Source organism: Nocardia sp. CA-084685 (genome assembly GCF_050955785.1).
In the GTDB taxonomy this organism is placed as follows: domain Bacteria; phylum Actinomycetota; class Actinomycetes; order Mycobacteriales; family Mycobacteriaceae; genus Nocardia.
The window spans coordinates 5,230,632-5,243,411 of the sequence record NZ_CP192094.1; the positions used below are offsets into that span (position 1 = coordinate 5,230,632).

General features: G+C 63.6%; 15 protein-coding genes. 13 read left to right on the forward strand and 2 right to left on the reverse strand.

Annotated elements, in window-relative coordinates:
• Positions 1 to 31 precede the first annotated feature (31 nt).
• Positions 32 to 1,507 (reverse strand): purine-cytosine permease family protein, encoded by a 1,476-nt coding sequence (locus ACQP2U_RS23460; RefSeq protein ID WP_433709451.1) that lies wholly within the window; start codon positions 1,505 to 1,507, stop codon positions 32 to 34.
• Positions 1,508 to 1,739: 232 nt separating this feature from the next.
• Here ACQP2U_RS23460 and ACQP2U_RS23465 point away from each other — a divergent pair, with 232 nt between their 5' ends.
• The 12 genes from ACQP2U_RS23465 (at position 1,740) to ACQP2U_RS23520 (ending at position 11,122) form a co-directional block, all read left to right on the forward strand.
• Positions 1,740 to 2,474 carry a GntR family transcriptional regulator gene (locus ACQP2U_RS23465; protein WP_433709452.1) on the forward strand — a complete coding sequence of 245 codons (735 nt, stop codon included), beginning with the start codon at positions 1,740 to 1,742 and terminating at the stop codon, positions 2,472 to 2,474.
• Between the two features lie 13 nt (positions 2,475 to 2,487).
• Positions 2,488 to 3,633, forward strand: a complete 1,146-nt coding sequence (locus ACQP2U_RS23470) for an LLM class flavin-dependent oxidoreductase (protein WP_433709453.1) — start codon at positions 2,488 to 2,490, stop codon at positions 3,631 to 3,633.
• On the forward strand, positions 3,630 to 4,238 hold the full coding sequence (locus ACQP2U_RS23475; protein ID WP_433709454.1) for an amino acid synthesis family protein: 609 nt from the start codon (positions 3,630 to 3,632) through the stop codon (positions 4,236 to 4,238). Before ACQP2U_RS23470 ends, ACQP2U_RS23475 begins: the two co-directional genes overlap by 4 nt.
• Positions 4,235 to 4,786: an amino acid synthesis family protein gene (locus ACQP2U_RS23480; protein ID WP_433709455.1), complete on the forward strand. Its 552-nt coding sequence runs from the start codon at positions 4,235 to 4,237 to the stop codon at positions 4,784 to 4,786. Before ACQP2U_RS23475 ends, ACQP2U_RS23480 begins: the two co-directional genes overlap by 4 nt.
• Complete coding sequence (locus ACQP2U_RS23485) at positions 4,783 to 5,541, forward strand: alpha/beta fold hydrolase (protein WP_433709456.1); 759 nt, start codon at positions 4,783 to 4,785, stop codon at positions 5,539 to 5,541. The genes ACQP2U_RS23480 and ACQP2U_RS23485 overlap by 4 nt, the downstream gene beginning before the upstream one ends.
• Complete coding sequence (locus tag ACQP2U_RS23490) at positions 5,538 to 7,034, forward strand: aldehyde dehydrogenase (protein WP_433709457.1); 1,497 nt, start codon at positions 5,538 to 5,540, stop codon at positions 7,032 to 7,034. The genes ACQP2U_RS23485 and ACQP2U_RS23490 overlap by 4 nt, the downstream gene beginning before the upstream one ends.
• A 3-nt stretch (positions 7,035 to 7,037) precedes the next feature.
• Positions 7,038 to 7,451 (forward strand): ester cyclase, encoded by a 414-nt coding sequence (locus tag ACQP2U_RS23495; protein WP_433709458.1) that lies wholly within the window; start codon positions 7,038 to 7,040, stop codon positions 7,449 to 7,451.
• On the forward strand, positions 7,451 to 7,963 hold the full coding sequence (locus ACQP2U_RS23500) for a flavin reductase family protein (RefSeq protein WP_433709459.1): 513 nt from the start codon (positions 7,451 to 7,453) through the stop codon (positions 7,961 to 7,963). Before ACQP2U_RS23495 ends, ACQP2U_RS23500 begins: the two co-directional genes overlap by 1 nt.
• Positions 7,964 to 7,982: 19 nt before the next feature.
• Positions 7,983 to 8,291: a hypothetical protein gene (locus tag ACQP2U_RS23505; RefSeq protein WP_433709460.1), complete on the forward strand. Its 309-nt coding sequence runs from the start codon at positions 7,983 to 7,985 to the stop codon at positions 8,289 to 8,291.
• Between the two features lie 126 nt (positions 8,292 to 8,417).
• The gene (locus tag ACQP2U_RS23510) at positions 8,418 to 9,050 is read left to right on the forward strand and encodes a GntR family transcriptional regulator (RefSeq protein ID WP_433709461.1); all 633 of its coding nucleotides are present in this window, start codon (positions 8,418 to 8,420) and stop codon (positions 9,048 to 9,050) included.
• A gap of 302 nt (positions 9,051 to 9,352) precedes the next feature.
• Positions 9,353 to 10,573 carry a PucR family transcriptional regulator gene (locus ACQP2U_RS23515; protein WP_433709462.1) on the forward strand — a complete coding sequence of 407 codons (1,221 nt, stop codon included), beginning with the start codon at positions 9,353 to 9,355 and terminating at the stop codon, positions 10,571 to 10,573.
• Between the two features lie 294 nt (positions 10,574 to 10,867).
• Entirely contained in the window at positions 10,868 to 11,122 is a 255-nt protein-coding gene (locus ACQP2U_RS23520) for a hypothetical protein (RefSeq protein ID WP_433709463.1), read from the forward strand.
• 437 nt (positions 11,123 to 11,559) lie between these two features.
• On the opposite strand, the gene ACQP2U_RS23525 is transcribed toward ACQP2U_RS23520, so the two are convergent.
• Positions 11,560 to 12,057: a hypothetical protein gene (locus ACQP2U_RS23525; RefSeq protein WP_433709464.1), complete on the reverse strand. Its 498-nt coding sequence runs from the start codon at positions 12,055 to 12,057 to the stop codon at positions 11,560 to 11,562.
• A gap of 385 nt (positions 12,058 to 12,442) precedes the next feature.
• On the opposite strand from ACQP2U_RS23525, the gene ACQP2U_RS23530 reads away from it, so the two are divergent.
• Positions 12,443 to 12,625 (forward strand): hypothetical protein, encoded by a 183-nt coding sequence (locus ACQP2U_RS23530; RefSeq protein ID WP_433709465.1) that lies wholly within the window; start codon positions 12,443 to 12,445, stop codon positions 12,623 to 12,625.
• The last annotated feature ends 155 nt before the right edge of the window (positions 12,626 to 12,780 follow it).

Genomic DNA, 12,780 nt, shown 5'->3' on the forward strand with positions numbered 1-12,780 from the left:
GCGCCTATTGTTCGCTCGCTGCGCTCGCCCATCACCGCCCGACCTCGCCGCTCACGGAAGGGAGCGGCAGGCGGCTGCCGTCACGTGACGTTTCCGCCGGTGCGGACTGTGCTGTGGTGCGTCGGCGCAGTCCGGGCAGCCGGTAGGTGATCATGTACACGATCACTGCCACCGCGAACCCGACGACGTAGGTCAGATCTCCCCACTCGGAATGATGGACAGTGACCGAACCTTGATAGAAGGATAGGTTCCAGAACGGGACGGAAGCGATCACACCGACGATCCAGGCGAAGAAACCCCAGTTCAGTATCCGTGACTCGTCGTACAGTTCGGCGATGCGCGACTTGTCCTTGCGGCCACCCACGTAATAGTCGAGGAGCAGAGCCGCACCGAAGGGTGCGATGAGGTACGCGCCGAGGAACAGGAAGTTCTTGAACTTCGCCTCGAAGCCCGCGCCGGCCCACAGGCTGATGGCATATGCGGCGACGCAAATGACGATGACGGCCGTGCGACGGCTGACCGGGATCCGCAGTGTCTGCACCGAGATGGCCCCGCCGTAGACGTTGAGGAAGTTCTGCGAGAACGACGACACCATAACGATGATCAGAGCCACCGAGGACCACGACCCGGTCAACCTGGCTAGCGCCTCGATGGGTTCCTCTCCTGAGACGGCTGATCCGCCCAGGAGTGCGCCGGTGATTCCCAGCCACGTCAGCGTGATGAAGTTTCCGGCCACGGTGTAGGCGCCCGCGCGCCTGGCGGTGCGGTCGTCGTCGGGCAGGTAGCGGGAGTAATCCGAAGCGAACGGCCACCAAGCGATAAGGAATGACATGAAGTATCCGGCGAAGGTGATCCACCCACCGGTCGCTCCTATATAGAACGGCGCCTCCGGGTTCGCGGTGAAGTGCGGGGTACTGCCGTGGGTGATCGAGACGACGGTGATGAGCACGAAGCCGGCGAGCAACACGACCGAAAGAATCTTCTGCAGGAAGTGGATCATGTTGTAGCCGAAGACCGCGACCACCAACTGGATGATGACGAGGACCAGGGCCGAGAGCCAGAACGGGATGGCGTGCGTGAGCTCGTGCAGGGCCTGGGCACCGAGAATGATCGTGACGGCCGCCCATCCGATACCAGCGAATACGTTGATGTAGGCGACCGGGACGAAATTGCCGAAAAAGCCGAGGGGACCGCGGGATTGGATCTGCTGCGGCACACCCAGACGGGCGCCCATCTGCGACAAGATCCCCTGGACGGCCGCGCCGACCAGCGATCCGAGGACGATCGCGGTGACCGCCGCGGTCAGCGACAAACCGAAGCTGACGGCCGAGAACCCCAGCACCATGATCGGGAAGTTCATGCCGGCGGCGAACCAGATCGAGAACTGCGACCTGGCAGTGCCGTGACGTTCGACGTCGGGGATGTGGTCGACACCGTACGGTTCGATCGCGGCAACTTTGCTGCGGTACCGGCGGTCTTCGATCTCCGGGAAAGGGGTCTGGGACATAGCGACCTCTCTGAATGCCATGATGTATGGCAGTAGGTGTATCGCAGATCACTGTGCAGAAAGCGTTCGTCGAAGTCAACCCCTTGAACCAACTCGTCACGTAAAGAGCCCTAGCTTTAACAATGCCTCGAAAGTCGGGTGTTGGAGACGCTTGACTGCCGTGTCGAGATGGCTATAAGTTGACCTAGGTGACTGCCATACAAGATGTCAGCACATGTGTGGAGGTGTGAGCATGGTCGTCGCATCGAGCCGGAAGTTGGTAACCACCAATTTTCAGGAGCGAGTGGCCGACGGGTTGCGCGAGATGATTATCAAGGGCGAACTCGCCCCTGGTGACGCGCTGTCGGAGGTGACCCTGGCCGAAACGTTCGGCATCAGCCGCACCCCCGTCCGTGAAGCCCTCAAGCAACTGCAGATCGAAGGGCTGGTCGAGGTGCGCTCCCGGGTCGGCACCTTCGTTGCCGCTCCGTCCAGGCGTGAGATCAACGAGCTGTTCGAGATGAAGCAACTCCTCGAAGGTGCGGCTGCCCGGTTGATGGCCGCGCGCGGCAACATTCCCGAACTCGGCGCTCTGAGTGCCAACGTCGCCGAGGCCGACGCTGCGGTTCTCGACGGTAACACCGAACGCTACGCCGAACTCGTCCACGAGTTCCACGAGATCATGATTGCCGGTGCCGACAACGGAAAGCTCGCCACCCACTACCGCATTCTGATGAATCAACTGGCCTACGGCCGCTTGGTGCGGACTTCGCTGGCCCAGCCCGGCCGGTCGCTCGACTCAGAGCGCGAACACCACGGGGTGCTCGACCTGATCATCGCCAGGGATGGCGCCAGCGCCGAGCGCCTGATGCGTCAGCACGTCCAGGCGAGTCACCACGCAGTGATGGCCGGGCTCGACGGTGCCGTGTCGGCGATCGGTTTCGCCGAGCCGGAAAAGACTGTGCCCCAGGGCAACCGAGATTTCTGAAAGAGGAGTTACCATGCGTTTTTCCCTGTTCCACAACCTCGGCGCGCCCGGTCGCCTCGGTGAGTACAACGTCGTCATGGACGAGGCGCGTGATTTTGCAAAGGCTGCCGACGAGGCGGGTTTCTGGTCGATCTGGTACAGCGAGCACCATTTCGGCCACGAAGGCTTCGAGATCACCCCGAACCCGGTCCTGATGGGTGTCGACATCGCTGCGCACACCAAGAACATTCGCATCGGGCAGGCCGCCAATATCGTGACCTTCTGGCACCCGCTGCGGCTGGCCGAGGATCTGGCCATGCTGGACCATTTCTCCGGTGGCCGGCTCGAGGTCGGCGTCGGTCGCGGCCTCTACGGTCGTGAGGCGCTGAACCTCAATCCGGCTGCCGATCCCCGCGATCAGGAGCAGAATCGCGCACTGTTCGAGGAAACAGTCGAGATCCTGCAGAAGGCATGGTCGAACGAGTTCTTCGACCACAAGGGCACCTTCTACGAGTTCCCGGCCCCAGGGGTGAAGTGGAACCACCCGATGTCGCCGTCGACGCGGGAGTTCACCGATGAGAACAACACCATCACCAAGATCGCGCTCTCGCCCCGGACGCTGCAGCAGCCGACCCCTCCGATGTGGCAGGTCATCGACACTCCGCGCTCGATCAAGTGGGCCGCCGAGAACAACTATCAGGGCATCTTCTGGCTGCCCCCGGTGTCCGCGCTCAAGGGCCGCTTCGAGCTGTACCGCGACACCGCCTCGAAGGCGCAGGGACGTGAGGTTTCGCTCGGCGAGGGCATCGCGCTGGTCCGCGACTGCTACGTCGCCGAGACCATGGAGCAGGCGCGCGCCGAGTTCGAGGCCGCGGTGATGACCAGCTACAAGTGGATCACCCACTGGCGTGGACTCGGCAACCTCATGGAGGAGGGCGAGGAACTCACCGACGCCCATGAACTGGACTTCGATTTCCTGCTCTCGCGCAACCAACTCGTCGGCACCCCCGACTACGTGGCCGAAAAGATCGAGGAGCTGCGGTCGGAGATCAACCTGGAGCACCTGATGCTCTGGACCACCCACCCGGGGCTGCCGGCACGCCATGCCCGCAAGAGCCTGGACTTGTTCGCCGAGAAGGTTATTCCACAGTTCAGCGAACTCTCCGGAGCGGTCCGATGACGGCATCCTCGCCGATTCGGAAGGTCGTCACCCGGACCGAGATCGTCCATACCGAAGGCGAATTGCAGCTCGAACGCCCCTGGCGAAAAGCTGTAGCCGCAGCGGTGATCACCAATCCCTGGCTCGGCCGCGGGCATGTCCGCGATCTCGATCCCGAGGTCCGCGTCCTTGCCCCGCAGATCGCGGCAGCTCTGGCGACGAGCATTACCGCGGCCCTCGGCGGCGCGGATAATGTCGAAGCCTACGGCAAGGCCGCACTGGTCGGCCTCGACGGCGAAGTCGAGCACGGCTCCGCCCTGATCCACACCCCCTTCCTCGGCGATCTGTTCCGGCACATCGTCGAGGGCGAGTCGATCATCGCGTTCGGCGAGGACCGGGCGCAGGCCGGCACGGTCCTCACGATCCCGATGTGGCACAAGACCGCCGCGTCCACCCGCAGCCACTACCAAGCGGTGGCTTTGTCGGTCAGCGACGCTCCTCGACCCCACGAAATCCTGATCGCGCTCGGGGTATCCGCCGGCCCGCGGCCACTGGCCCGGATCGGCGACCGCCGCACCGACACCGCGATCGATCCTGCCCACATCCTGCGAAAGGTGCACGCATGAAAATCCGCAAGATCATCACCCACGTCGAGGAAACCCGGACCGAGAATGGGGTGCCGGTGGAACCGCCCGTCCGGGTGGCCGTCGTGCTCGCGGTCATCGAAAACCCTTGGCGGGGTGAGGGTTACGTGGAGGACCTGTCGTCGGTGATCGACGACGTCGCCCCCCAGTTGGGTGCGCTGCTTGCGCCATTGGCGGTCGAGGCGCTCGGTCGGCCGGTCGAGGCCTACGGCAAGGCGGCGATCGTCGGACTGGGCGGAGAGGTCGAGCAGGGCTCCGGGCTGATCCACACCCTGAAGTTCGGCAACTTCTTCCGCGACGCCGCCAACGCGACGACACTGCTGCCCGCGGTGGAGAAGGTTGCGCCCGCAGGAGCGTCATTCGACATCCCCCTCAAGCACATCACCGACGCGACAATCCGTTCGCACCACCAGAGCATCGAAGTCCGGGTGTCGGACGCACCCCGGGCCGATGAGATCGTCATCGGGCTGGCCGCCGCGAGTTCCGGGCGGCCGAAGGCACGGCTCGCGCCGCTGTCGAGCGAACGATGACTATGAGGGGCCGCCCCCGTGTAGTGCTGCTACACGGGGTCGGGCTCGACCACACGATGTGGGAGCCGGTCGTCGAGCGCCTGAGCACCGTCGCAGACGTACTGACCCCGGATCTGCTCGGCCACGGCGGTCGTGCACCGGTGGCGTCCGGACTCACCCTCGGCGACCTCGCTCGCGACGTCGTCGAGGCCCTCGACGAGCCCGTCCATCTCGTCGGCTTCTCGCTCGGCGGTCTCGTCGCACAGGAGATCGGTATCGAATACCCGGCCAAAGTCCGCAGTCTGACCCTGGTCAGCACCGTCGCGGATCGATCGGACGAACAACGCCTCGCCGTGCGGAGGCGATACGAGCGCGCGGCAGAGTCGTTCGAGGCCAGTGCGCACGCCGCGGTCGATCGGTGGTTCGGGCCATCGTTGCGCGCCACCCGCCCCGAACTTCCCGACACGATTCTGACGACGTTACTGGGCAACGACCGCACTTCGTACCTGGCGGCCTATCGCGTCTTCGCCGAGGCCGACGGAGAACTGTGGCCGCGTACAGCGCATATCAGCGTGCCGACGCTCGTCGTGACCGGCGACCGTGATGGCGGCTCCACCCCGGCGATGACTCACCGTCTCGCCGCGCGCATTCCCGGCGCCCGGGCACGCATCATCGACGACGCCGCGCATCTGCTCCCACTCGAGCGGCCCACCGAACTCGCCGCCGCGATCCGCAATCATCTGGCCGAATCCCAAAACCTCACGGAGACCCCATGACCGACAAGATCGTCCGACAACACTACATCGACGGCCAATGGCGCGACGCGGTACTCGGCGACACCTTCCCGAGCATCAATCCCGCGACTGGCCAACCTCTTTACTACGCGGCCCGCGGTACCGCCGAGGACATCGATCTTGCCGTCCAGGCTGCGCGGAAAGCCTTCGAATCACCCGCATGGTCGTCATTGAGCGCGACCAAACGCGGCCATCTGCTGCGCCGACTCGGGGACCTCGTGGGGGAGAACGCGGAGTTGCTGGCTCGCGCCGAGTCCCAGGACAACGGCAAGCTGCTGCGCGAGATGCGCGGCCAGCTCGCGACGCTGCCAGAGTGGTTCTACTACTTCGCGGGTATCGCCGACAAGGTCCAGGGCGACGTCATCCCGGCGCTGAACCCGGCGATCCTGAACTACACCCTCGCCGAACCCGTCGGTGTCGTCGGGGCCATCAGCCCGTGGAACTCGCCGCTGCTGCTGACCACCATGAAACTGGCCCCGGCGCTGGCCGCAGGTAACACAATCGTGATCAAGCCATCCGAACACACCTCGGCGTCACTGCTGGAATTGATGCCACTCGTGGAGCAGGCCGGGATTCCCAACGGCGTGGTCAACGTCGTCACCGGATACGGAGCCGATGCCGGTGACGCGCTGACCCGGCACCCCGGTGTCGACAAGATCGCCTTCACCGGCGGCACCGAAACCGGACGCCGGATCGCCGCCGTCGCCGGCGAGCGCCTCGTGCCGGTCACCCTCGAACTCGGCGGCAAGTCACCGAATATCGTCTTTCCCGACGCCAACCTCCACAACGCCGCGACCGGCATCATTGCCGGCATCTATGCGGCCGCCGGCCAAACCTGCGTCGGCGGATCACGAGTCCTCGTACACCGCGACGTCCACGACGAGATCCTCGAACGTGTCGCGAACCGCGCCCGCACCATCGTTGTCGGTGATCCCCTCGATGAAAGCACCGAGATCGGACCGCTGGCATTCGAAGCGCACCGCGACCGGGTGGAGAGTTTTGTCGCGGGCGCGATCGCACAGGGCGCCACCCTCGAGGTGGGAGGCGCGCGGCCGAATGATCCAGCGGGGAACCCACTGCCCGGATGGTTCTACCAGCCCACTCTGTTCAGTGGCGTCCGCAACGACATGACAATCGCGCAGGACGAGATCTTCGGACCGGTCGCCGGAATCATTCCCTTCGATGACGATGAAGAAGCTGTTCGGATCGCCAACGACAGCACGTTCGGCCTCGCTGCCGGGGTGTGGACTTCGAATGTCGGGCGCGCGCATCGGGTTGCGGCCCGTCTGGTGGCCGGCACCGTGTGGATCAACACGTACCGGGCGTTGTCGCCGATGTCTCCGCTCGGTGGGTTCAAGTCCAGTGGACTCGGCAAGGAGAACGGCTTCGCCGTGATGGAGCAGTACACGCGCACCAAGAGTGTCTGGGTCAACACCGACGACTCACCGGCCGCGGACCCGTTCGTGATGCGGTGAACGATGAGTACACACAAAACCGACATCGCGCGAGTGTGGGACGCGGCCTGGAACCACGGCGATACCACCGTTCTGGAAACCCTTCTCGCCCCCACGTACCGCAGGCACACGACCAGGTCCACCGCTGATCTCGTGGCCCTGATCCGATCGATCCACAGCGCACGCGAGGCCTTCCCGGACCTGCGCACCACCATCGAACACATCGCCGAGGACGGCGACCTGGTCGCCGTGCACTGGAGCAGTACCGGAACCCACACGGGACCCTTCCACGACCTGCCTGTCACCGGTCGGAGAATCACCACCTCCGGCATGACGTTCGCACGCTTCGTCGATGGTCAGGTCGTCGAGGAATGGGTGTCGTGGGACGGGGCGGACCTGTTCGTGAGTCTCGGCGTCGTCAATCTCTGGGAGTCGTGATGAGCCCTACCGGAACGCCGAAGATCGTGTCCGACAAGGAAATCCGCGACTTTCACCGCAAGTTCGTCACCGGCGTCAGTATCGTGACCACGACCGCCGAGGATCAGCCGCGTGGTCTGGCGGTCAACGCCTTCAGCAGTGTCACAGTGTCACCGGCGGTCGTACTGATCTGCGTGGCCAAGACGTCGTCCACCCATGAGGTGCTGTTCCGGGCCGACCGGTTCGCAGTCAATCTCCTCGCTCACGACCAACTGCCGGTCGCTAAGGTCTTCGCCACCAAGGCGGCCGACAAGTTCACGGGCATCGACTGGTACTTCGGCGACTTCGGCAACCCCGTGATCGCCGGTGCCTGCGCGTACCTCGAGGCCGACATCACCCAGCGAGTCCGCACCTCGACGCACACCGTCTTCTTCGGATCGGTCCTGGCCGCGTGCAGCACCGAGGCCGAACCGCTGGTATACGCCGGAGGGCAGTTCTTCGACGGCGCACAGCTGGTCCCGTTGGGCATCTGAATTATTGAAAGGCGGCCGCATGTATGTAGCAATTGCCACCGACGGGATCCCAACCCTGGTCGAGGCCACCGACTGTACCGCTTTGCACGTTACCGCGCCGTCCGGGTGGGATCCGACTCGAATCGATGCCGCGATGCGTCGAGCCGGGGCAGGGACCGTTGTGGGAGACCACGTTTGGCTGTCGATCGACTGGCTGGTGGACACTGCCCGTGCGATGGTCGCCACCGGATGGCATGACGAGTTCGCTGAAATGATCGAATACGCCCGATCCCGCAGCTGGGTCTCGGCCGACCCCTCGACGGTACGGGCACACATCCAGTTCAGTTGACACCTCCGCTGTGCCGTCCGCTCCTTCTCGCTCGCGGCACTGTACCGTTGCCATGCAAGATGCATGGCGCGAGTCGAGGGGGCAACGATGGCCGATGTGCGGTCACGGAAGCTGGAAACTAGCAATTTGCAAGAACGCGTGGCCCAGGGGCTGCGGGAGATGATCATCTCCGGCGAACTCGCTCCGGGACAGTCGTTGTCCGAGGTGTCCCTCGCCGAGACCTTCGGGATCAGCCGGACACCGATCCGCGAGGCCCTCAAACAGCTGCAGATCGAAGGTCTCGTCGAAGTCCGGCCCCGCGTCGGTACATTCGTCTCGGTCCCGTCGCGGCGCGAAATCAACGAGCTTTTCGAGATGAAACAACTCCTCGAGGGCGGCGCCGCGCGACTGATGGCAGCCCGGGGTGACACCCCTGAACTCGCCGCTATGAAGGAGAACGTCCGGGACGCCGACCAGGCTGTCGCTCTCGGCGATATCGAACGCTACGCCCAGCTTGTCCACGACTTCCACGAGATCCTCATAACCGGTGCGGACAACGGCAAACTGGCCACCCATTACCGACTCCTGATGAACCAGCTCGCCTACTCACGACTCGTGAAAACGTCTCTCGCGCAACCCGGCCGATCCCTCGAGTCGGAACGCGAGCACCACAGGGTCCTCGAACTGATCATTGCCAAGGACGGCATCGGGGCCGAACTCTGCATGCGGCGCCACGTCGACGCCAGCCGCCAGGCACTCATGTCCCAGCTCGATAACTGAGGGACGATCCACGTTCGATCTCGCCGGTGGGGCTTGTTTCGGCGACTTCCCGGGTCGTGTGCGATTCGCTGCTCTCCGGCATCTCGGCACATCAGTGGCAGTTCAGCAACCGTCGTTGTGAACTATCACTATCGCTTGTCGACCGCTCCTCCTGAAATTTCACGTGACTCGGAGTAAGCCGTTCTCACGAATCTTGTTCTGGTTACGCTGGTGCAATAGTGCAGTTAACGGGGATGGAAGGAAGTTCGACTATGTCTGTCACCGCTCCCCGCCGGGAAGGGCTCAGAGTATCCGGCCGGCCCATGTCGTTGCCGTTGAAAGACGTTCGGGCCTTGTCGCGGCAGATGGTCGGGCATTTCGTCGAAACCGTCGCCCCCTGCGGCACCTTGCCCGGTGACGCGATCCACGGCGACATCACGGTCATCACCCGCGTGTGCTTGGAGCTGGCAGTCAGCATGCTGGACGGCAGCAACATTCCGGAGAAGACCGGGCGGCTCGAGGACGCTGCGGCGCAATGGGCTCGCGAAGGCGTGCCCATTGGCACCATTCACCACGCTATCCACGAGGGCTTCAAGATCGGCTTCGACTTGGTGGTGTCCCCCGCCTTGGCCCAGCACCGCGCCTCCGGCTCGGACGACACCGAGCCGATGCTCACCCCCAGCATGGCCGACTATCACAGTATCCTCGACGGCGCCAAACTCGTCGTAGAAATGCTCGACACCATGACCACGGCGGTGTCGGTGGCCTATGTGCGCGAACTGCGCGCGGTTGTGTCGGAGCACCACACCGCGGTGCACACGCTCACCTCGGCGCTGCTCGGGGGGCACCCCACCTCCACCATGGCCCGCGAGTGTGGCATCGACATCTCCGACCGCTATCGCGTAATCGCCCTGGCCATTCCGTCCCACCCGGACGAGTCCAACCCGATGCTGGACGCGAAAGTCGTTGCCCGACGCAAACTCCGGCGCGTGCAGGCGGAACTGGCTACCCGCTGCGACGACACCGTGCTGTCGCTGCTGTCGATCGATGGCGGCACCTTGCTCATCCCCGCCGATCACATCACCGAGGGCACCCTGAAGGAACTGATCGGGCATCTGTCGCGGGCGGCCCGCGTGCACATCACCGCCACCGTGGTCACCGCCCCCGCCGACACCGTGCCCACCGCTGCCGATCAAGCCCACCAACTACTCGACATGGTCACCCGGTTGCGGTCAGTGCCGGGTCTGTATCGCTTCGACGACCTGGCTCTGGAATACCAGCTCACCCGCCCCGGCCCCGCCCGCGAATATCTCGGGTCGCTGCTCGATCCACTGGATGAGCATCCAGAACTGCTGGAGACCCTGCAGGTCCATATCGCGCACAACCTGAACCGGCAGGGCACTGCGCGGCAGCTACACGTACACACCAACACCGTGGACTACCGGCTCAAGCGGATCGGTCAACTCACAGGGTTCGATCCCACCGAGGCGAGCGGGCTATGGCACCTTCGTTCGGCAATGGTTGCCCACACTTACCGCACCTGAGCAGAATGCGGTCGAGTGGGTGCGGAATTGCTCCAGTCGATCAGCGTCCGCCGTTCCCGCCGCAGCACGGCGGCGCCCGCGCTGGACAGCGCCGCCAGGTGCTCCCAATCGCAGACCACACCGCCCGATATGCCTATGAATTGCGAATATGGGGATTTTTGCGTTTTCTCACCGCTGCCGGTGCCGGAACCGATCGATAGCTTTGTGCAATCAGAATCAACAGGAGATCGGCCTTGACAACGGTCGAAAACGCCCTGAAAAAAGTCGACGAGTTGGAAACAAAACATGGATGATATGCGACGAACCGAAGCCGACGGATTGCGCGCGACATGGCGTCCGTTTCAAGGCCAGCTGATCTCTATCGTCGCCGTCCATGAGATATCCGGCGCCACGCCGATCGTGTCCTTCGGCCCCGAGGAGTTTCCGGATCTCGCACGAGCGCGAGAACTCCTTCCGAAAATGAACGAGTTGTGGGACGCAGTACGGCACGATTTCTGGACCAAACTCATTCCGCCGCAACCACTGTGTCGACAATGGCGATGGACGTGATCTTGAAACCCCGCGCCCACTGCTGCGTGCGCACCGGGCTGTCAACCGACGACCACGGCCATATGGTCCGACGCGACCCGGCCGGAAAGGGCCCCTCGGCTACCCGATACCGGAAGAACTGGTCAGCGAGCCCGCTGATTCGCCGGTGCGGATACCGGAGTATGTTTCAGCGCTGCCCGTTGCGGGATTCGTTCGCTTGGTACGACGAAGCAGCACCTGCAGCCTTGCCGCGGTATTGGGCCTCGGCGCACTGATGATGTCAATTGGGGCTCAGCGTTGCCCTTGAAGTCTCGTACATACCGTGCACGCGACAGACTGACCATAACCGCACGCCGCTCCAGTCCTTCCGGACTGGAGCGGTGTGCAGTTCTGATCGTTCTGTCGCGTGCACGGCCTGCAGGAGACGACAGTTCTCAGGGTTTCCTAACCATCCTGCGTCATCCGATTCCCCTCCATCCCAAGGGCAATTGGAGGCGCCGTTCCCGGATCTGGTCCACCATTTCGGCGTATCCTTCGCGAGCTTCGCCCAGGTGAAACCATGCTTGGTGCCGCTTTTCGGCTTCCGCTGAATGCAGAACTGTCCACCACGCTTCCGCGAAGGTCTTTGCGATGTGGTTGATCACCTGGCCCAACGAGTGTGTATGTTTGCGCGCGCCTTTCGTGCGCGGTACGTAGCGTGCCGCCCACACATTGATATCATCGACAACTTCCTCGATTCGTGCCCGGACTTGCTCACAAGTGATGCCGACTCGTTGAAGCTCGCGGTCCAGCTTGAAATGTATTAGTTCGGCGTGCAGGTCGCTGAGATCTCGCGCCCAACCAACAAGGGGTGTCGTATTGTCACAGCGTCCCGAAATCGCCTGAAGCAAATGTTCGGGCTCCAATAACGGCACCGCCCTGTTCGACGAAGGCTGTGCGGCCTGCTCAGTGATCACTGACGCATATCCGTGTATATACATCGCTCACTACCTCACAGGGTTGCCTCCAAGGGCGGCGCTGCGCTCCACGATCCTTACCGCGCCGATCCAGGGGACCTATCGGTGAACGTCCGTCGCTGTCGAATACAACGGCAAAGCCGCAGGTGCCGCCGAGGTCGGCACCAGAATGCAACATCGAGTTCATCATTGGCCTCCTTCTGAACATCCACAAAAGAACGATGTATCCAGCATGGCAGTTGTACCTGGCCCCCGGAATCCGTAAGTTGACCGATATTGCGCAAACGGGCGTACCGAGGCGAGAGTGTGGCATTACTGCGCTCGGCAGTGGCCGATCAGGGCGGGTTCGCCAGCGCGGCATGGGTGCGCCACGACCGACCGATGAGTGCCGAACCGATCCTCGCTGGCCACGGAGTCGGTGATCTTCGAGATCGTCTTCTGCAGACGTCGGCTGTGCGATCTCCGCCAGATGATCGCGGATTCCGGTGGTCAAGCCCTTGGCATGCTCAACATCGTCGCAGCGGCGCGGGCCGAGGAGTATGCGCATGCTGGACAACGGCTGCGGTGACTGTCGCCACTTCGGAGTACAGCGCCGCGTCGGAGGTGCCCATCCAGTAGCGCGACGTGTGCCGATGCACCCCAGCGCCGAATCGGAGGCATCGGACTGGCCATTGTGTGTGAGAGGCGGGCCGGCGGTGTATCCGTACCGGTATGGGCCCTCGG